An 18,016-nucleotide genomic window follows, 5' to 3' on the forward strand; every position below is an offset into this window, starting at 1 on the left:
GTCTTCAGCCGACCTTGTCCGCAGCCGCCACGAAAGTGTTGCAGGAGCCAGGATCCGCGGTGCTGAAGCCACGAGTCCGCCACAGTTCAGCGCTCTTGCGGGACCCATGGTCTCGCACCTTGTCCGTGCTCTGCTCATCGCCGTCGTTCCTGGACCGCCACTGCCATTGCTTCAGCAGTTCGCCCTGGATCGGGAAGGTCGCCTTCTCGGCCCCCAGGAACACCCCGGCGAGACAGGTCGCCTGCAGGGCCTGCCTGCGCAGATGCTCCAGCCGGGCGGCCTCGTTGGGTGCTGTGTCGCTCAGGTTGTCGGAGGCATCGAAGATCCCGGTCAGCTTCTGGACGTGCACGGCGTACACGTACCCGAGGGCGTCCGGCTCGTCGATCCGGGCCAGCGCCTTGTTCTTCTCGTACGACTCGACCAGGTCCTGCCACGGCATCGTGACGGCGCCGTCGTCGGCATCGCAGTACGAGGCCACCAGCTTCTGTACGCCGCAAGCCGTCTCCTCGCCCTCGTCGAAGACGATCAGCCGCGGCTCGTGGAAGGCGAAGCCCGCCTTCTCGACGACCGGCTTCCAGGACTGGTTCAGGCACTTGAGCAGCACTTCGTAGTACGACCGGACGTTCTCCTTGGAGGTCGGCCGGAACGCGGGCTCCTTGCAGCGCACGGAGGCGAGCCTGCCGTTCGCGTAGAGCTTGTTCTCCTTCTCCACCACGGGATCCGGCGTCGGCGTCCCGGTCGGCTCCGACTTGCTCGGCGTGCCACCGGGCAGCGACGGGGTGGTACCGATCGGGTTGGCGACGAAGTCGTCGTACTTCGACAGCAGCTTCGTCGCGCCGGCCACGCCAGCCCCCGCCACCAGCACCACGCCGGCCACGATCGCGGCGACCAGCGCCTTCGACCGCTTCTTCACCACGAACGGGATCGGCTCGGGCTGGTAGCGCACCTTGAACGCGGCGGCGGCCGGGTCGCCGGGCGGCGGCGGGCCGAGCCGGGATCCGCTGAGCTGTGGCGGTCCGGCCGGAGCCGATCCACCGAGCCGCGGCGTCGGCGCCGTCAGCGGCGCACTGTCACCCGGTAGTACGGGCTTGCGGGCGCCGGAGGTGTCCGCTCCCGCGCCTCCCGGCAGGAAATGGCCAGGCTTCGGCGCGTCGTTGTCCGGCATCTTCGGGCTCCCCAGGTGTCCTCGTACCGCTGCTGGGCGCAGCAGCGATGACAGGACGCGCCGTATCCCCCCAGCCGACCTGCCGGAAGATGATAGGGCGCAGGACCGTCGTCGATGAACTGGATTGCAGCTATTGACATCAGTTCGCGACCTCCCGTCAGCTGATCACCTGCGTTTCCGAAGCCACCCGGGGGTCCGATGAGTGTTCTGGACAAGTTCGACCTGACCGGGCGGCGTGTGCTCGTCACCGGCGGGAACCGCGGGCTCGGCCGTGCCTTCGCACTGGCCCTGGCCGAAGCCGGTGCCGACGTCGCGATCGCGGCTCGCGACGCCGAGCGCAACGCGGCGGTGGTGGCCGAGATCGAGGCCGGCGGCCGGCGCGGCCTCGCAGTACAGGCCGACATCACGGTCCGCGCGGACGTGACCGCGATGGTCGAGGAGGTCACTGCGGCCTTCGGCGGAATCGACGTCCTGGTGAACAACGCCGGCATCGCGATCCACCGGCCGGCGTTGGAGGTTGCCGACGAGGAGTGGCAGCAGGTCCTGGACCTCAACCTGACCGCCTTGTGGAACTGCAGTACCGCGGTCGCGCGCGGCATGATCGACAACGGCGGCGGGGTGATCGTCAACGTGGGCAGCATGTCCGCGCAGATCGTCAACCGCCCGCAGTGGCAGGCGTCGTACAACGCGTCCAAGGCGGGCGTCCACCACCTGACCAGAAGCCTCGCCGCCGAATGGGCCGCCCACAACATCCGCGTCAACGCGATCGCCCCCGGCTACGTGAAGACGGAGATGGCCCCGGTCGACCAGCCCGAATTCCGCCAGCACTGGATCCTCGACGCCCCACTCCAGCGCTACGCCACTCCCGAGGAGATCGCCCCGTCCGTCGTCTACCTGGCGAGCGACGCCTCGGCCTTCATGACCGGCTCCGTCCTCCTCATCGACGGCGGCTACAGCGTCTACTGACCCGAAACGATCACACGCGACCGAAGGCGAGGAAATGGAAGCCGGCGGAGATCACCCGCGGGTCCGACTCCAGCAGCCGCGCCAGCCGCACAGCGGAAGGTAGCAGCCTGGCGACATCTTCCGGAGCCGCATTGTGAAGGACTGGCGCAGCCGGACCCTCCACACCCAGTACTTCGACGTCGCGCAGCCCGGCGGCCTCGAATTCACCACGCAGCTCGTCCACCTGATGAAAATGCGCGTTCGTGAATCCCTCGGGGTCGTCGTGGTTACGGCCGGTCGCGAACGCAGCGGTGAACAACTGCAGGTTCTCCTCGGTGAGCCCGCCGTTACAGCCGTACTCGAGCAGCCCCGCATACCGACTGATGCCAGCGGCAACTACCAGACCGCCCGGACGGGTGACCCGGCTCGCCTCACGCAAAGCCTGCACCCGATCGTCCAACTCGACCAGGTGATACAGCGGACCCAACAGGAGCGTCACATCGACACTATCGGTGGCCTGGGACAACCTTCGCGCGTCACCGACGGAAGCGCCGAACCCTCCCACCGCAGCAGCCTTTTCGACGTGCTCCACCACCGGGTCCACCAGGTGTACCGAATACCCGTCAGCGGCGAGCCACTTCGCGTGCACACCTGTCGCCCCGCCGACATCCAGAACAGTTGCCGGCGGCACCGGAAGGAAACGGCGCAACAACTCCTGCGTCCGCACGAACTCCAACTGCCCGTGACCACTCCGGGCCAGCCGATCGTCCTCGCGGTACCGGTCCCGATAAAACCCACGAATCAACGGATCAAGTTCAACCATCCCCCGATGATCCCGCCCCGAAATTCCCTGCACACCCCATTTCCGATCCGTTACGTTTGAGCCCTCTCGCACCGAGCCGTCGGGATCGTCAATCAGAAAGTCACCTGAAGGGACGTCCGCGCGGTAGTTCCAAGCCCGGCTTCGGGTGACTCGCCTGGTTCGATGGCGCCGGGGGGAGGTTCCAGTTCTCCTCGTCCCAGCCTTCGTAGTGTTCGCGGACCACTGCGATCTGGTTGTCGCGCCAAGCGATCACGCCGGCGTAGTCAGGCATCGATTGTCAGTTCGAAGTCGGTTTCGCCGTACTCGTTGGGGCCGGATTCGGTGAAGGTGGCGGCGCGGAGGACGGCCAGGCAGGGGAGGTTGGTGGGGTCGACCGCGGCGTGGATGAAGCGGGCGCCGTGCTCGGAGGCGAGCTGGATGACGTGCTCGATCGTGGGGCGCCCCAGGCCCGTACCGCGGCGGGCCGGGCGGACGTAGTACGAGATCTCCGCCTCCGCGTCGAAGATCTCGAGGTCGATGAAACCGATCGGGCCGAGGTCGTCGAACGTGATCCAGCCCCACCGGCCCTCCGCGGACAGCAGCGGCGCCCAGCGCTCGACGGCCCGCCCGTAGAAGCCACCGAAGACGGCACTCCCCACGGGATCGTCGGCCAGCCATTCCTCGACCAGCCGCAGTCCCTCGTCGTCGATCGCCCGCACCCGCATCCCCAAACCCTGCCCGCCACCACCCGCCTTGTCGACCCCGACAACTCGGTCGCCCCGCACGACCAGCGCTTGGCTGGCTGCACGGATGGCCGACCTGAGACGCGACGAGTACCCGAGGGCTTCGCAGTACAACGCCGCCTGGTTACTGAAGTGCGACATAGGGCGCGCTTCACAGCCCGCAAGCCGGTCTGAGCGCGGCCGCGGACGGGTCTGATCGGGTCGCCCGGGGCGCCGCTGGGGTGATGGGGGATGCTGGGGGCATGAGTTGGGCTATCTATGCGATGCGAGGCCCGGGCGGCGTACGGCGGCTCGAGGACATTCCCGAAGGCTATGAACCGCCCTCACTCGGTACGGCGGACGAGGTCGTCGCTGTGGTCCGGGAGGTGGCCCCGGACGTCGATGCGAGCAAGCGATCCTGGTTGCGCCTGAAGAGCGACGAGTACGACGTCGAGCTCACGATCGGCAAGGGCGTAGACGTCCGCGACCTGACCTTCTACCTCAACGACGGCCCGCGCTCGATCCCGCTGGTGATGGAGATCAGCAGCCGCCTCGGCGTCACGGCATACGACACCGAGTCGGGCAACTTCCTCACCGAGGAGTCCAAACCGCCGGTCCCGCCGCCGCTCACCGAGGACGAGATCAAGGCGAACAAGCCGAAGTGGTGGAAGTTCGGCCGCAGCTGAGCGATCAGGCCGGAGCATGCTCCTTCAGCACAGCCATGAAGGCTCGCATCCAGCTCGGGTGATCCGGCCAGGCCCGGCCGGAGACGACGGTGCCGTCCACCACCGCGTCCCCGTCGACCCATTCGCCACCCGCTGCCCTCACGTCGGGCGCAAGCGCCGGGTACGCCGAGGTCTTCCGCCCGTCCAGCACGCCGGCAGCCGCCGGCAGCAACGGCCCGTGGCAGAGCTGCGCCACCGGCTTCGCCTCACCGTAGAAGTGCCGCACGATCCGCAGACAGTCTTCGTCGTTACGGATGTACTCCGGCGCGCGGCCACCAGGAATCACCAGTGCGGCGTACTGCGTGGGATCCACGTCGGCAAAGGCCAGATCGGCCTGCCACGTGTGCCCCAGCTTCTCGGTATAGGTGTCGAACCCGTCCACGAAGTCATGAACGACGAACTGCAGCTTCTTCGCCGACGGCGCCGCGATCTGCACCTCGTACCCCTCTTCCTGCAACCGCTGGTACGGGTAGAACACCTCCAGCGTCTCCGCGGCGTCCCCGGTCAGGATCAGCACCTTGGTCACGGCAGTACCTCCTCGTCGACAGACCTCCGAACCACGGTCCGTCGCCGGCGCCGGCCGGTCAACCCCGTGACCTCAGCGGTTGGCGACCTCGAAGGCGACCACCGCGGCGGCGACCGCGACGTTGAGGGACTCCACCCCGTTGTGCAGCGGGATCAGCAGATCCTCGTCGGTCCCGACCGTGATCCCGTTGGTCTCGCCACCCAGCACGAACACCGACCGCGGTTCCAGTGCAGCTTTGAAGAGCGACTGCGACGAATGCGACGACAGGCCGTAGATCCGGTAGCCGGCCGCGCGCAACTCGTCGACCGCAGCCCGAGCCGTCGGCGCGTTCACGATCGGCGCCTGGAACGCGACGCCCGCGGACGCCTTGATCACCAGCGGCCCCACGTGCGGAGTACCAGCGCGCGGCAGGATCACGCCGTCGAAGCCGGCCCCGGTCGCCGTCCGCAGGATCATCCCGACATTGCCCGGATTGGTGACCCCGTCGAGCAGGAACACCTTGGTCGGCCGGTTGCCGCGATCGCGGACGAAATGCTGCAGAGGCGTCATCCGGGGGGCGTTGATATCGGCGACGACGCCCTGGTCGTGCTTGCTGTTGCCGGCGAGCCACTGGACCCGACTCGGCGTCGCCCGCTGCACCGGCGTACCGGATCGGTCGGCTGCGCGGAGGATCTCGGTCAGCGACTGGCCGGTGGCGTTGTCCGCGACCACCACCTTCGCGACCGACAGACTCGGGTCGTTGAGCGCTTCCAGCACCGGTTTGCGCCCGAAGATCGTGATCCACTTGTCCCGCGGCGACAGCCCTGCCCGGTCGTCGCTTCCGCCCGGTTCCCGCCTAGAAGTCACCCCTGAACCCTACCGCCGCGCCTCGGGGGCGGGGCGCGGCGGCCGGACGGCTCAGTTCGCGGCTTCGAACGCTTCCCGGATCTCGCTGGGGATCCGGCCGCGATCGTTCACCTCGTAGCCGTTGGCACGGGCCCATTCCTTGATGGTGCGGGGATCGGCGCCGACGGCGGTGCGCTTGATCCGGGCGCCCTTGGCGGTCCGGACCTGCCGGCCGGCCTCGATGTACGGCGTCAACGTCTTGCGCAGCGCGTTGCTGTTCTTCGCGGTCAGGTCGATCTCGTAGGTCTTCCCGTCCAGCGCGAAGGTGAGCGTTCCACCCTTACCCGCGGGGATGTTGGTCCCGTCGAGATCATCGGTGAGAAATACCTCGGTTCGTTGCGCCATGGTGCCTTGGACCTTTCGGGGCAGGGGAGGGACGGATGTTGCCCCTAGCATGCATCACCGAAACGGCCCGGACCGCCCGCCACCCCGCCCGGTCGGCGGTGACGGGGCGCACTGGTGTTCGGTTGAGACCTCAACTACCCTGGGGCCGCAAGCTCGATCAGGGGAGTCCGGTCATGGCGATCTTTCGGTTGAACCACGCGGTGCTGTACGTGCGCGACGTCGCCGAGAGCGTCGCCTTCTACCGCGACGTGCTGGGCTTCGACTACATCGAGGGTGGCGACGCGCACCCGAAGGCCGCCTTCCTGCGCGCGCCCGGATCGACGAACGACCACGATCTCGGGCTGTTCGAGCTGGGCCCCGAGGCCGGGCCGTCCGGAGCCGGCCGCAGTACCGTCGGGATGTACCACCTGGCTTGGGAAGTGGACACGCTCGGCGACCTCGAGGACCTGGCCGCGAAGCTGTCCGCGGCCGGCGCGCTGGTCGGCTCGACGAACCACGGCACCACCAAGTCGCTGTACGCCAAGGACCCGAACGGCCTGGAGTTCGAGGTGGTCTGGATCATTCCGGCGGACCTGCTCACCGCTGAGGACCGCGACGGGCACGGCGCCCTCGATCTGGCGGCCGAACTGGCGAAGTACGGCCGCGACGCGCGCGGCGGCGTGGGCATCTCGCGCTGAATTCCCTGGAAATGCACTCAATCGTTACCGTGAGTTGTTGACCAGGGCAACGGATCTCGCATACTGCAGGGAGAGATCCCTTTTCCTGAATCGAGGAAGTCCGTGATGGCACAGTCCGGAAGTCGCTCCCGCGTGGGCGGCATCGTCGCCGCAGCCGGAGCCTTGTCGCTCCTGTCCGGCGCAGCCGCCTTGGTCGCGGCGCCGGCCGCCTCCGCCGATGAGTCAGTCGTTGCCACGCGCCCCCAAGCCGGTCCACCCGGCAACAACGGGACGATCAAGATCGAGGGCGTCGACATCCAGAGCGGTCCGCCGGACAACAACCCGCACCAGGGCTGCAGCTTCGTCGTCGAGTTCTACAACTACGACCAGGGCGATCTGCACGCGACGGTCACCTTCGCGGACCAGGCGCCGACCGCGGACGGCGGCCTGAAGGTCGAGTCCGGCAACCTGAACCCGTTCATCGGCGGCGACCCGAACGGCGGCGGCAACGATCTGGACGCCAAGGAGACCTACACCCTGTCGTTCAGCGGGCAGCCCCAGCCGCAGCAGGGCTACCACGTGAAGATCACCATCCACGCCGAGGGTTCGATCGGCGCGGACACCAAGCACAAGGTCTTCTGGGTCGAGGGCTGCACGACCGCGACCACCCCGCCGACCACACCCCCGACGACCCCGCCCACCACGCCGCCGACCACACCCCCGACGACGCCACCCACCACGCCACCCACCACTCCGCCGACGACACCTCCGACGACTCCCCCGAGCACTCCGGAGACCACGCCGCCGTCGACTCCGCCGACCGACGTTCCGAGCTCGCCGTCGACGTCGCCGACCAGTAGCACCAGTACGCCGGTCGTGACCGGCTCCACCGCGCCGACTACCGGTGTGCCGACAGCGGTCGACGCCGGCCTCGGCGGTACGCCGACCAGCGGCGCATCGAACAGTGGCCCGCTCAGCACCCTTGGCGCCGGCCTGCTGGTAGGCGGCGGACTGATGCTCGCAGCAGGCGCTGCTATCGCGCTCAAGCGCCGGGGCAGGCACAGTAGCTGACGTGACCAATGCCCGGCGTCGTGGCCGACCCGCCCCACTTCGGTGGGGCGGGTCGATCGCTCTTGCCGGGATCGGCCTGGCCCTGGTCGGCGGCTATCTCCAGTTCGACGACCGGGCCGGAGCCGCACCGGACGCGCCGGCCGTGTCCACACCGCTGCCCCGCCGAACGACCCCGAGCGCTCCAGCGAAATCCCGGCCCGCGACGAGTACTCCGGTCCGCAGGCTCGCCGCCCGCCCAGGCAAGCCTCTGCGCCTGTCCGTTCCCCAACTGCAGGTGTCCGTGCCCGTCGTGGGGATCACCATCGACCAGGGAGCGCTGACTCCCCCGTCGAACCCGCAGAAGCTGGGCTGGTGGTCCGGGGGTGCCCAGCCGGGAGCCAGACTCGGCTCGGCAGTGATCACCGGTCACACCGTGCACACGGGCGGCGGGGCGTTCGACAACCTGAACCAGTTGCAGCCTGGTGATTCCGTCGGTGTCACCACCACCCGGGGACAGCTCGGCTACCGGGTCACCAGCGTCACGACGTACCGCAAGCAGAGTCTTGCGAAGAACGCGCAGCGGGTCTTCGACCAGTCGGTTCCGGGACGCCTCGTACTGATCACCTGCGAGGACTGGAACGGCCGGGTCTATCTCAGCAACACGGTCGTCATCGCTCAGCGCGTCGCATGACCGCTACCGTCGGTGGCAATCGGCCGCCGCAAAAGCAATGACCGTTCGGAAAGCCGGGGCCCGAAGGATTTCCCTGGATTCCGCGAATTCGGCCGCCGATCGCTTCTGGAAATGCTCCTGACGCCGCAGTATTTCGGCAACCGGCCGCCCGCCCAGCGGCCCGAGGAGCAGGAGCGCAGCCATGCGATCTCTCATTACCCGTCCCCGGATGCTCGCCGTCATCGTGACCGGCGCCGCACTCACCCTCACCCCCTTGGGTGGTCAGGCCACCGCGAACCGTCCGGCCGGCCAGCCGAGCGACTGCTACGTCCCGTCGGCCGGCGCCGCCGCCAAGGGCGGCCACGGCGCCGACACCCGCGACATCACGGTCGCCGAGCAGAAGGCCATCGAAGCCAAGACCGCCGACCTGCTGAAGGCCAAGGCCGCCCGCGGCATCGCCGTACCGAAGGGCGCGCTGGCCGCCGCCAGTGTCCCCGTCTACATCAACGTGATGCGCGACTCGGCCGGCAACGGCGATGTCACCGACACCCAGATCTCCCAGCAGATCGCGGTGCTGAACAAGACCTTCGGCGGCCAGGAGTCGTCGTCGGCCGCCAACACCGGCTTCACCTTCTACCTGGCCGGTACGACGCGGTACAACAACACCCAGTGGCACCAGGACAAGCAGAGCAGCACGTACCGCAAGCAGACCCGCAAGGGCGGCAAGAACGCCCTGAACATCTGGCTGGTCGACTTCGGCTACCTCGGCATCGCGACCTTCCCCTGGGACTACGCGCGCAACCCGGGGATCGACGGCATCCGCGTGCAGTACACGTCACTGCCGGGCGGATCCGCGACGAACTACAACTACGGTGAGACCGCGACCCACGAGGCCGGCCACTGGTTCGGGCTCTACCACACCTTCCAGGGCGGTTGCACGAGCACGAACGACGAGGTGGCCGACACCCCGGCCCAGAGCAGCTCGACCAGCGGCTGCCCCGAGGGCCGCGACTCCTGCTCGCTGCCCGGCCTCGACCCGATCCACAACTACATGGACTACTCCTACGACACCTGCTACACCCAATTCACTCCGGGGCAGAGCACCCGGATGAGCAACATGTGGACGGCCTACCGCGCCTGACACAGCACGCTGACCGCGCCGGCATCCCTTGGGTGCCGGCGCGGTTTGCTTTTACTGACGCCACTCGCGGGACAACAGGCCGTAGAGCGCGACGTCCCGGCGTCCGGTCGGGAAGGCGGCGGCTTCGCGGAGAACGCCTTCCAGGGTGAAGCCGAGCCGTTCGGCGACGGCTCGGCTGCGCACGTTGTCGGCGGTGGCGGTGAGACCGATGCGTTCCAGACCGAGGGGTCCGAACGCGTGGTCGAGGATCGCGGAGACGGCACGAGTGACCAGCCCACGCCCGACGAACCCGGCATCGAGCCAGTAGCCGACCTCGCCGGATCGCTTTGCCTGGTTGATGATCAGCTGGGCCCACCCGACCAATTGCCACCCGTCATCGGCCTTCACCGCGATGGACAGCGGCAGCAACTCGCCGTCGACCCATCCCTTGGCGCCTTCGGCCAGGCCCGCCCGCGTCACCTCCAGCACAGGCGGCTCCTGGAACGCGTCCGGAAACCACCGACCGAGTTCACGGTAGTTGGCCTGCACCAAGGCGAAGTGGGCGTCCGCCAGCTCGGCTGTTCGCAGTACTAGGGCGGCGTCGTCGCCCAGCGGCCAGGTGAACAAAGCAGCGGTGACGGTGGACATCTACTCCCCGATCGGTAGCCGTTGCCGAGAGCGTAGTACGGCTCCGGATCACGATTTCGGACACGACGAGCTAGGGCCCCAGTCGAACTCTTGTGGCCCCAGACCGCCCATGTTAGCGTTCACAGCCGTGCAATGTTAGCGATCACATCGACCGTCGCCACCCAGGCATCGCCCGGGCTCCGGCCGACCGGGAAGTGTCCGCCGAGGAGGAGAAACATCGTGAGGAACAAGCTTGGCTTCATCGCAGTGAGTGCCGCTCTGGCACTCGGCCTGGCGGCCTGCGGAGGCAGTGGCGCCGGCGGCGGTGACGCGGCCCCGACCAAGCAGGCCGCGCCTGCGGACCTGACCATCGGCGTGGCGATGCCGACCCAGACGTCCGAGCGCTGGATCGCCGACGGCAAGGCGGTCAAGGAGAAGCTGGAGGCCAAGGGCTACAAGGTCGACCTGCAGTACGCCGGTGACGACATCCCGACCCAGTCCCAGCAGGTCGACCAGATGATCACCCGCGGCGCCGACGTGCTGATCATCGCCGCGATCGACGGCACCGCCCTGAGCAGCCAGTTGCAGGCGGCCGCGGACGCGAAGATCCCGGTGATCGCCTACGACCGGCTGATCCGCGGCAGCGCCAACGTCGACTTCTACGACACCTTCGACAACTACGCGGTGGGCGTCGCGCAGGGCAAGGCACTGCTGACCGGCCTCGGCCTGCTGAAGAAGGACGGCTCGAAGGGCACCGCCAAGGGCCCGTTCAACATCGAACTCTTCGCCGGATCGCTCGACGACAACAACGCGCGGTACTTCTTCAACGGCGCGATGGACACCCTCAAGCCGTACCTGGATTCCAAGCAGCTCGTGGTGAAGTCGAAGCAGACCGCGATCGAGCAGACCGCGACGCTGCGGTGGGCCCAGGAGACCGCGCAGAAGCGGATGGAAGACCTGCTGACCAAGGCCTACAGCGACGGCACCCACGTCGACGGCGTCCTCTCGCCGTACGACGGGATCTCGCGCGGCATCATCACCGCGGTACAGAACGCCGGCTACGGCACGAAGGGCATCGCCCGGCCGATCGTGACCGGACAGGACGCGGAGATCGCGTCGGTCAAGCTGATCAACACCGGCGTGCAGTCCTCGACGGTCTTCAAGGACACCCGGCTGCTGGCCGACCAGGCCGTCATCGCCGCCGAGGCCTTCTTGAAGAAGACCACGCCCGAGGCCAACGACACCAAGACCTACGACAACGGGGTGAAGGTCGTCCCGGCCTACCTGCTGCCGGTCAAGACGGTCTACAAGGAAGACATCAAGTCGGTCCTGATCGACTCCGGCTACTACACCGCCAAGGAGGTCGCGACCGGCCAGGCAGGCTGATCACGCGACCATCCGGCGCGGTACGACAGCGCAGTACGACGAGGAACAGGACCCCATGGACGACCACCTCCTGACGATGCGTTCCATCACCAAGACCTTTCCCGGGGTCAAGGCGCTGCAGGACGTCTCGCTCGCGGTGCGGCGTGGCGAGATCCATGCCATCTGCGGTGAGAACGGCGCGGGCAAGTCGACGCTGATGAAGGTGCTGTCGGGTGTGTACCCGGCCGGCAGCTACACCGGCGAGATCCTCTTCGACGGCAACCCGTGCCACTTCTCAGGGATCCGCGACAGCGAACAGGTCGGGATCGTGATCATCCATCAGGAGCTCGCGCTGGTCCCGTACCTGTCCGTTGCCGAGAACATCTTTCTCGGCAACGAACGAAGGGGTTCCAGCCGGCTGATCGACTGGAACCGGACGAACGCCGAGGCCGCCCAACTGCTGGATTCCGTCGGCCTGCGGGAAAATCCGGTCACGCCGGTCGGTCAGCTCGGGGTCGGCAAGCAGCAGTTGGTCGAGATCGCGAAGGCCCTGTCCAAGGACGTCCGGCTGCTGATCCTCGACGAACCGACCGCGGCCCTGAACGACACCGACTCCGAGCACCTGCTCGACCTGCTGCGCCGGCTCAAGGAACGCGGCATCACCTCGATCATCATCTCGCACAAGCTGAACGAGATCACCAGCATCGCCGACACGACGACCGTCATCCGGGACGGGCGCACGGTCGAGACGCTGGACATGCGGGCCGACGAGGTGACCCAGGAACGGATCATCCGCGGGATGGTCGGCCGTGATCTGGACAGCCGGTTTCCCGAACGCGACTCCTCGCCCGGCGAGGAGGTGCTGCGGGTGGAGGACTGGACCGTCTGGCACCCGACCCAGGACCGGAAGGCGGTCGACGGCGCCTCGCTGTCGGTTCGCGCCGGGGAGGTGGTCGGCATCGCCGGACTGATGGGGGCCGGCCGCACCGAACTGGCGATGAGCATCTTCGGCCGCTCCTACGGGCGCGACATCTCCGGCCGGCTTTACAAGCGGGGCAAGGAGATCCGGGCCCGGAGCGTGTCCGAGGCGATCGCCAACGGATTGGCGTACGCCACCGAGGACCGCAAGAAGTACGGCCTCAACCTGATCGAGGACATCCGCCGCAACGTCTCCGCGGCGGGCCTGTCGAAGCTGTCCCGCTACGGCTGGGTCAACTCCCACGAGGAGACCAAGGTCGCCGAGGAGAGCCGGCGCAGCCTGAACATCAAGGCACCGGCCGTCTCGTCGATCGTGGGCAAGCTGTCCGGCGGCAACCAGCAGAAGGTCGTGCTGTCGAAGTGGATCTTCGCCGACCCCGACATCCTCATCCTCGACGAACCGACCCGCGGGATCGACGTGGGCGCGAAGTACGAGATCTACACGATCATCAACCGGCTGGTGGCGGCGGGTAAGGCCGTCGTCGTGATCTCCTCGGAGCTGCCGGAACTGCTGGGCCTGTGCGACCGGATCTACGCGCTGTCGGCCGGCCGGATCACCGGCGAGCTGACCGCCCAGCAGGCCACTCAGGAGAACCTGATGGAACTCATGACCAAGGAAAGGGAGCTCGACCGATGACCAGCAGCGTCACCCGGCCGCCCGGGCAAGCCGCCGACAAGTCGGAGAGCGCACCTTCCGACGCGCTGCACACCGGCACCAGCGACGTCCGGCAGTTGCTCACCCGCAACCTCCGCCAGAGCGGTATCTACGTGGCGTTCGTCGCCATCATCGCGTTGTTCGCGGTGCTGACCGACGGTGTGTCGTTGAGCCCGGGCAACATCACCAACGTCCTGCTGCAGTACTCCTACATCCTGATCCTGGCGATCGGCATGGTGATCGTGATCGTCAGCGGTCACATCGACCTGTCGGTCGGATCGGTCGTCGCCCTCACCGGCGCGACCTCCGCCGTCCTGGTCATCCAGCACGGCATGCCCTGGACCGTCGGCGTACTGGCCGCGATCGGCGTCGGCCTGCTCGTCGGTCTGTGGCAAGGCTTCTGGGTCGCGTACGTCGGAATCCCGGCCTTCATCGTCACGCTCGCGGGCATGTTGCTCTTCCGCGGCCTGACGCTTCAGGTGCTCGACAACATCTCGCTGTCGCCCTTCCCGCCCGACTACCAGCGGATGGCGAACGGCTTCCTCAACGGCCTGCTCGGCGGCTACGGCTACGACACGTTCACCCTCGTCATCGGCGCTCTGGCGGTCGTCGGTTACGCGGTGAGCGGGTTCCGGACCCGGGTGGCCCGGATCCGTTACCAGCAGCCGGTCGAGTCCTTCCCGCTGTTCGTCGCGCGCGTCGTCGGCGTCGGTGCCGTGGTGATGGCGTTCGCCTGGCAGCTCGCCCACGCGCGCGGCCTGCCGATCGTGCTGATCGTGCTGGCCGTCCTTATCCTCGCGTACGGCATCACGATGAAGCAGAGCGTCTTCGGCCGCCAGGTGTACGCGATCGGCGGCAACCTCTCGGCCGCCCAGCTGTCCGGCGTCAACGTCAAGAAGGTCACCTTCTGGATCTTCGTCAACATGGGCGTGCTGTCCGGGGTGGCCGGCGTGATCTACTCGTCCCGCTCGAACGGCGCCCAGCCCGCGGCCGGCAACATGTTCGAACTCGACGCGATCGCCGCGGCGTTCATCGGCGGAGCAGCGGTGACCGGCGGTGTCGGTACCGTGGTCGGCGCGATGGTCGGTGGTCTGATCATGGCCGTGATGAGCAACGGCATGCAGTTGATGGGTGTCGACCAGTCCATCCAGGCCGTGGTCAAGGGCCTCGTCCTGCTGCTGGCCGTGGCCTTCGACGTCTACAACAAGCGCCGTGCCGGCGCGGCCCGCTGACCGCGCCGGCACGCTTTCACGAGCTGACCGGAACGAAAGCGGCCATCTGACGCTCGAGTGCCTTGGCCACGCCGTTGCGCCAGCCCTCCGCGACGGGCTCGGACAGGGGATCGGGGAAGATTTCCTCGTCCCCGTCCGACACCCCGTCGAAGATGGCCCGTGCGACAGACTCCGGCGACGCCTTCGGGATGTCCATTCTCGGCCCCATGTCGGTGTCCACCGGACCGGCCAGGACAGCATGGACGGTCACGCCCTGTCCCGCCAGCAGCATGCGCAGCGACTGGGTCAAGGAGAACGCGGCGGCCTTGGAGACGGCGTACGTCGGGTCGAGCGGTACGGCGGCCAGGGAGGCCAGCGACAGCACGTTGACGATGGTTCCGCGCGACTGGGTCAGCAGTGGCAGGAAGGCCTGGGTCATGTCGTAGGTGCCGAAGAGGTTGACGGCGAGGTGCTGTTCCAGCGCCGCGCGGTCGCCGAGTTCGGCGTACAGGCCGATTCCCGCATTGTTGACGAGGACGTCGAGCGAGGTGATCGTCTCCACGGCGGCCTGGATCTGGGCGGGGTCGGTGACGTCCAGGACGAGCGGCGTGACGCGCGGGTCCGGATGGTTCAACGGGCGCCGCGTACCGGCGTACACGCGCTGCGCGCCTCTGCGTAAGGCTTCCTCGACCAGTGCCTGCCCGATTCCGCGGTTGGCGCCGGTCACCAGTACTGAGCTGTCTGCGATTGTCATTTCTGTCCCTCGCTAGCGAAGTGCGACCTGTCGAAGATGCAGACAGTGCGCGATCGCGAAAGTGAGCGGTCGGCCACCGCCCAGTTCGCGGGCCGGCCGGTGTCGATACTGAAGAGACGACGCGACGTGAGGGTGGAATGGTGACGACCGAGCTGATGATCAGGGCGCGGGCCGGGGACGGCAGTGCGTTCCGGGAACTGACCGAGCCGTACCGCCGGGAGCTCCACGTGCACTGCTACCGGATGCTCGGATCGATCCAGGACGCCGAGGACGTACTGCAGGACACCTTGCTGGCCGCCTGGCAGGGCCTGCGGGGATTCGAGGGACGCGCCTCGCTCCGCACCTGGCTGTACCGGATCGCCACCAACCGGTGTCTCAACGCGCTTCGCTCGACGAAGCGACGCCAGGCCAAGGAGTGGGACGTGGCCGACCTCCAGCCGCCTGAGCCGACCCGACTCGGGGAGATCGTGTGGCTCGAGCCGTATCCCGACGCCCTGCTCGAGGGTGGACCGGAGGCGCGGTACGAACAGACCGAGGCGATCTCGCTGGCCTTCATCACCGCACTGCAGGTCCTCCCTGCCCGCCAGCGCGCCGTACTGATCCTGCGTGAGGTGCTCGGGTACCGCGCGAGCGAGGTGGCGGAGATGCTCGACTCGTCCGTCGAGTCGGTGAACAGCGCGCTCAAACGAGCCCGCGTCGGGCTGCAGGAGCAGCCCGGTGAGCCGTCGGCACCCGAGTCACCTGCTCAGCAGGCGCTGGTGGAGAAGTTCGTCCGGGCGTACCAGGCCAGCGACGTCGACGCGGTGGTCGCGCTCCTGGCGGAGGACGTACGGGTGTCGATGCCGCCGGTGCCGCTGGAGTACTTGGGCATTGACGCGGTGGCAGCGTTCTACGCCGAGGTCATCCGCCCGGATCGCCTGTACGACCTGGTGCCGACGCGGGCGAACGGGCAGCCGGCGTTCGGTACCTATCTGCGAGTGGACGGCATCCGCCGCGGTACGGGCTTGCTCGTCCTCACCATCAGCGGCGACCGGATCGGCGCGGTCACCCGCTTCGACAACAGCGTCCTGCCCTGGTTCGGCCTGCCCCGCTCACTCCCCGACTGAAGCTGCCCACATGGCTCGGGTGATCTCGTACTCGACCTCGCCCTGGTCGGCTCCTGGCAAAGGATCGTCCCAGGTGGGGAAGAACGTGCGGGTATGACGCATGCCGACGGCCTCCATCACGCCCCGGGAACCGGCGTTCACGGCCATCGTCTGGGCGATCACCCTTGTTTGTCCGACGGTCTCGAAGGCGTGCCGCAGCAGTACGCGTGATGCCTCGCTCGCCAGGCCCTGCCGCCACGTCTTCGCGAGCAGCCGGTAGCCCAGGTCGCAGACGGTCGGGTCGTCCGGCTGGTCGGGGCCGTGGGCGGGCGGAAGCATCAGCAGGCCGACGAATTCGCCGTCCTCCTCGGTCCCCGGCCGCGCCGAACCCCGTCGGCCGCCGTCGGTCCCGAAGGCGATCCAGTAACCGAGGCCGTCCACCTTCGCCGACAACTTCATCCGCCGCGCATGAGACTCGGCCACCTCGTCCCTCGACGAGGCCCGGCCCGAGAGATACCGCAGTACCTCGGGATCGGAGTCGAGCTCGACTTCCAGTTCGAAATGCGAGTCGGCCAGTGGAATCAGCAGCAATCGCTCGGTCCGCAGAATCGGTTGCGCCATGGGCCTACCGTCGCACGCCGACCGGCCAGGCTGCGACGCGATTTCCCTGGCGTGGCCCGCGTGCGTGAGATGGTGCGGCGGGCCGTAGTACGGAATGTCGGGAGGAACGGAGCTGAGGTAGGTGACGAGATTCGTCAAGGGTGCGATCGCCCTGGCAGTGACAGTCGCGGTGGCCGGCTGTGGCCCGAACTCCAGCACCAGCAGCGCATCCGAGGCGACGACCACCGCTCTGCCGACCACCGTGACGGCACTGCCCACAGTGACAGCTCTGCCCACCGTGACCGACGTCCCGACCAGTACGCCGTCCAGCACTCAGCCGACCGCGAGTACCTGGTCGCCGCGGGTGTCCGGTCCGGTGCGCGAAGATCCGCTGCTGGGCTCGAACCCGGTGCACCTCGAACCGGGGTACGGCATCGCCGCCGTGACCTGCCGGCTTCCCGCGTGGCGTCTTCAGCCGGCCGCGGCCCAGGCCTTCTACCAGGCGGCGATCAGATGCCACGACCAGGCTTGGCGAGGCACCCTCAGCCACTTCGGCCTCACGCTGACCTCGCCGCACCTGTGGGCCGGCGCCCAAGGACGCCAGTACGGCGGCGCCTGCGGGCGCAACGACACCGGGCGGGAAGCGTTCTACTGCGCCGCCGACCAGACGATCGTGATGCCGTTCGACTCGATGCGATCCATCGCCCGGTACGGCTCGGGCTACGCGCTTGCCGTGGTGTCGCACGAATACGGCCACCACATCCAGCAACAGGTGGGCGTGATGGCAGCGTTCCAGGCGCGTGCCCAGACGGTCGGCTATTCGAGCCAGGCCGGTCAGCTGCTGTCCCGGCAGCTCGAACTGCAGGCCTGGTGCTTCTCCGGCATGTTCTACGGCACCAGTACCGGCCGTGGCTCGATCACCAGATCCCTGTCCAGGCAGGCCTATGACAACAACAGTCATGGTGGCGACCGCCGCGGCGAACTACGGATGCACGGCACCAACCAGAACGCCGCGAACTGGTTCGGCTGGGGCCGCCACCCGTCTCTGGATCCGTCCGCCCGGGTCCATCCGTCCATCTACGAATGCAACCCCTGGGCCGCCCGCGACGCCGGCTGGCTCGAATAGTCCG

General features: G+C 67.9%; 20 protein-coding genes. 11 read left to right on the forward strand and 9 right to left on the reverse strand.

The features are described 5' to 3' along the window. Nucleotides 1-4: 4 nt before the first annotated feature. Nucleotides 5-1,165: a neutral zinc metallopeptidase gene (locus tag EV138_RS11540; protein WP_133978517.1), complete on the reverse strand. Its 1,161-nt coding sequence runs from the start codon at nucleotides 1,163-1,165 to the stop codon at nucleotides 5-7. A 198-nt stretch (nucleotides 1,166-1,363) separates the two neighbouring features. On the opposite strand from EV138_RS11540, the gene EV138_RS11545 reads away from it, so the two are divergent. Next, nucleotides 1,364-2,131 carry an SDR family NAD(P)-dependent oxidoreductase gene (locus tag EV138_RS11545; RefSeq protein ID WP_133978519.1) on the forward strand — a complete coding sequence of 256 codons (768 nt, stop codon included), beginning with the start codon at nucleotides 1,364-1,366 and terminating at the stop codon, nucleotides 2,129-2,131. A gap of 10 nt (nucleotides 2,132-2,141) precedes the next feature. On the opposite strand, the gene EV138_RS11550 is transcribed toward EV138_RS11545, so the two are convergent. Beyond that, nucleotides 2,142-2,933, reverse strand: coding sequence for a class I SAM-dependent methyltransferase (locus EV138_RS11550; protein WP_133978520.1), 792 nt, complete (start codon nucleotides 2,931-2,933; stop codon nucleotides 2,142-2,144). A gap of 263 nt (nucleotides 2,934-3,196) precedes the next feature. Further along, nucleotides 3,197-3,796, reverse strand: a complete 600-nt coding sequence (locus EV138_RS11555) for a GNAT family N-acetyltransferase (RefSeq protein WP_238158072.1) — start codon at nucleotides 3,794-3,796, stop codon at nucleotides 3,197-3,199. A gap of 101 nt (nucleotides 3,797-3,897) precedes the next feature. Here EV138_RS11555 and EV138_RS11560 point away from each other — a divergent pair, with 101 nt between their 5' ends. Next, entirely contained in the window at nucleotides 3,898-4,320 is a 423-nt protein-coding gene (locus EV138_RS11560; RefSeq protein ID WP_133978522.1) for a hypothetical protein, read from the forward strand. 4 nt (nucleotides 4,321-4,324) lie between these two features. On the opposite strand, the gene EV138_RS11565 is transcribed toward EV138_RS11560, so the two are convergent. The 3 genes from EV138_RS11565 to EV138_RS11575 form a co-directional block, all read right to left on the reverse strand. After that, entirely contained in the window at nucleotides 4,325-4,885 is a 561-nt protein-coding gene (locus EV138_RS11565; protein WP_133978524.1) for a DJ-1/PfpI family protein, read from the reverse strand. Between the two features lie 72 nt (nucleotides 4,886-4,957). Continuing rightward, on the reverse strand, nucleotides 4,958-5,731 hold the full coding sequence (locus EV138_RS11570; RefSeq protein ID WP_133978526.1) for a TrmH family RNA methyltransferase: 774 nt from the start codon (nucleotides 5,729-5,731) through the stop codon (nucleotides 4,958-4,960). Nucleotides 5,732-5,782: 51 nt separating this feature from the next. Next, the gene (locus tag EV138_RS11575; RefSeq protein WP_133978528.1) at nucleotides 5,783-6,115 is read right to left on the reverse strand and encodes a histone-like nucleoid-structuring protein Lsr2; all 333 of its coding nucleotides are present in this window, start codon (nucleotides 6,113-6,115) and stop codon (nucleotides 5,783-5,785) included. A 173-nt stretch (nucleotides 6,116-6,288) separates the two neighbouring features. Between EV138_RS11575 and EV138_RS11580 the strand changes: the two genes are divergently transcribed. The 4 genes from EV138_RS11580 (at nucleotide 6,289) to EV138_RS11595 (ending at nucleotide 9,632) form a co-directional block, all read left to right on the forward strand. Next, complete coding sequence (locus tag EV138_RS11580; protein WP_133978531.1) at nucleotides 6,289-6,792, forward strand: VOC family protein; 504 nt, start codon at nucleotides 6,289-6,291, stop codon at nucleotides 6,790-6,792. A 105-nt stretch (nucleotides 6,793-6,897) separates the two neighbouring features. Then, the gene (locus EV138_RS11585) at nucleotides 6,898-7,842 is read left to right on the forward strand and encodes a hypothetical protein (protein WP_133978533.1); all 945 of its coding nucleotides are present in this window, start codon (nucleotides 6,898-6,900) and stop codon (nucleotides 7,840-7,842) included. Nucleotide 7,843: 1 nt separating this feature from the next. Then, on the forward strand, nucleotides 7,844-8,512 hold the full coding sequence (locus EV138_RS11590; RefSeq protein ID WP_238158073.1) for a class F sortase: 669 nt from the start codon (nucleotides 7,844-7,846) through the stop codon (nucleotides 8,510-8,512). A 181-nt stretch (nucleotides 8,513-8,693) separates the two neighbouring features. Next, a complete protein-coding gene (locus EV138_RS11595; protein ID WP_133978535.1) occupies nucleotides 8,694-9,632 on the forward strand; it encodes a zinc metalloprotease in 939 nt (312 codons plus the stop codon). A gap of 51 nt (nucleotides 9,633-9,683) precedes the next feature. Here the strand turns inward: EV138_RS11595 and EV138_RS11600 are convergent, their stop codons facing one another. Continuing rightward, nucleotides 9,684-10,259: a GNAT family N-acetyltransferase gene (locus EV138_RS11600; protein ID WP_133978537.1), complete on the reverse strand. Its 576-nt coding sequence runs from the start codon at nucleotides 10,257-10,259 to the stop codon at nucleotides 9,684-9,686. A gap of 219 nt (nucleotides 10,260-10,478) precedes the next feature. Between EV138_RS11600 and chvE the strand changes: the two genes are divergently transcribed. The 3 genes from chvE to mmsB are packed head-to-tail and all read left to right on the forward strand — an operon-like array spanning nucleotide 10,479 to nucleotide 14,468. Then, nucleotides 10,479-11,624, forward strand: coding sequence for a multiple monosaccharide ABC transporter substrate-binding protein (gene chvE, locus EV138_RS11605; protein WP_202866692.1), 1,146 nt, complete (start codon nucleotides 10,479-10,481; stop codon nucleotides 11,622-11,624). A gap of 55 nt (nucleotides 11,625-11,679) precedes the next feature. Beyond that, complete coding sequence (mmsA, locus tag EV138_RS11610; protein ID WP_133978541.1) at nucleotides 11,680-13,218, forward strand: multiple monosaccharide ABC transporter ATP-binding protein; 1,539 nt, start codon at nucleotides 11,680-11,682, stop codon at nucleotides 13,216-13,218. Beyond that, nucleotides 13,215-14,468, forward strand: coding sequence for a multiple monosaccharide ABC transporter permease (gene mmsB, locus EV138_RS11615; RefSeq protein ID WP_133978543.1), 1,254 nt, complete (start codon nucleotides 13,215-13,217; stop codon nucleotides 14,466-14,468). Before mmsA ends, mmsB begins: the two co-directional genes overlap by 4 nt. 16 nt (nucleotides 14,469-14,484) lie before the next feature. Here mmsB and EV138_RS11620 read toward each other — a convergent pair whose 3' ends face one another. Next, nucleotides 14,485-15,201, reverse strand: a complete 717-nt coding sequence (locus EV138_RS11620) for an SDR family NAD(P)-dependent oxidoreductase (protein WP_133978546.1) — start codon at nucleotides 15,199-15,201, stop codon at nucleotides 14,485-14,487. A gap of 137 nt (nucleotides 15,202-15,338) precedes the next feature. Here EV138_RS11620 and EV138_RS11625 point away from each other — a divergent pair, with 137 nt between their 5' ends. Continuing rightward, nucleotides 15,339-16,307, forward strand: a complete 969-nt coding sequence (locus EV138_RS11625; protein WP_133978548.1) for a sigma-70 family RNA polymerase sigma factor — start codon at nucleotides 15,339-15,341, stop codon at nucleotides 16,305-16,307. Here the strand turns inward: EV138_RS11625 and EV138_RS11630 are convergent. Further along, the gene (locus tag EV138_RS11630) at nucleotides 16,293-16,907 is read right to left on the reverse strand and encodes a GNAT family N-acetyltransferase (protein WP_133978550.1); all 615 of its coding nucleotides are present in this window, start codon (nucleotides 16,905-16,907) and stop codon (nucleotides 16,293-16,295) included. The two genes, EV138_RS11625 and EV138_RS11630, sit on opposite strands and share 15 nt — an antisense overlap. Nucleotides 16,908-17,028: 121 nt before the next feature. Here EV138_RS11630 and EV138_RS11635 point away from each other — a divergent pair, with 121 nt between their 5' ends. Beyond that, entirely contained in the window at nucleotides 17,029-18,012 is a 984-nt protein-coding gene (locus EV138_RS11635; protein WP_238158074.1) for a neutral zinc metallopeptidase, read from the forward strand. The last annotated feature ends 4 nt before the right edge of the window (nucleotides 18,013-18,016 follow it).

Source organism: Kribbella voronezhensis (assembly GCF_004365175.1).
Classification (GTDB): domain Bacteria; phylum Actinomycetota; class Actinomycetes; order Propionibacteriales; family Kribbellaceae; genus Kribbella; species Kribbella voronezhensis.

Coding starts and splice junctions, on each gene's coding strand:
- EV138_RS11555 (WP_238158072.1), bottom strand. CDS start 3,796: ATGTCGCACTTCAGTAACCAGGCGGCGTTGTACTGCGAAGCCCTCGGG.
- EV138_RS11595 (WP_133978535.1), top strand. CDS start 8,694: ATGCGATCTCTCATTACCCGTCCCCGGATGCTCGCCGTCATCGTGACC.
- EV138_RS11630 (WP_133978550.1), bottom strand. CDS start 16,907: ATGGCGCAACCGATTCTGCGGACCGAGCGATTGCTGCTGATTCCACTG.
- mmsA (WP_133978541.1), top strand. CDS start 11,680: ATGGACGACCACCTCCTGACGATGCGTTCCATCACCAAGACCTTTCCC.
- mmsB (WP_133978543.1), top strand. CDS start 13,215: ATGACCAGCAGCGTCACCCGGCCGCCCGGGCAAGCCGCCGACAAGTCG.
- EV138_RS11545 (WP_133978519.1), top strand. CDS start 1,364: ATGAGTGTTCTGGACAAGTTCGACCTGACCGGGCGGCGTGTGCTCGTC.
- EV138_RS11575 (WP_133978528.1), bottom strand. CDS start 6,115: ATGGCGCAACGAACCGAGGTATTTCTCACCGATGATCTCGACGGGACC.
- EV138_RS11560 (WP_133978522.1), top strand. CDS start 3,898: ATGAGTTGGGCTATCTATGCGATGCGAGGCCCGGGCGGCGTACGGCGG.
- EV138_RS11625 (WP_133978548.1), top strand. CDS start 15,339: ATGGTGACGACCGAGCTGATGATCAGGGCGCGGGCCGGGGACGGCAGT.
- EV138_RS11540 (WP_133978517.1), bottom strand. CDS start 1,165: ATGCCGGACAACGACGCGCCGAAGCCTGGCCATTTCCTGCCGGGAGGC.
- EV138_RS11620 (WP_133978546.1), bottom strand. CDS start 15,201: ATGACAATCGCAGACAGCTCAGTACTGGTGACCGGCGCCAACCGCGGA.
- EV138_RS11600 (WP_133978537.1), bottom strand. CDS start 10,259: ATGTCCACCGTCACCGCTGCTTTGTTCACCTGGCCGCTGGGCGACGAC.
- EV138_RS11580 (WP_133978531.1), top strand. CDS start 6,289: ATGGCGATCTTTCGGTTGAACCACGCGGTGCTGTACGTGCGCGACGTC.
- EV138_RS11550 (WP_133978520.1), bottom strand. CDS start 2,933: ATGGTTGAACTTGATCCGTTGATTCGTGGGTTTTATCGGGACCGGTAC.
- EV138_RS11585 (WP_133978533.1), top strand. CDS start 6,898: ATGGCACAGTCCGGAAGTCGCTCCCGCGTGGGCGGCATCGTCGCCGCA.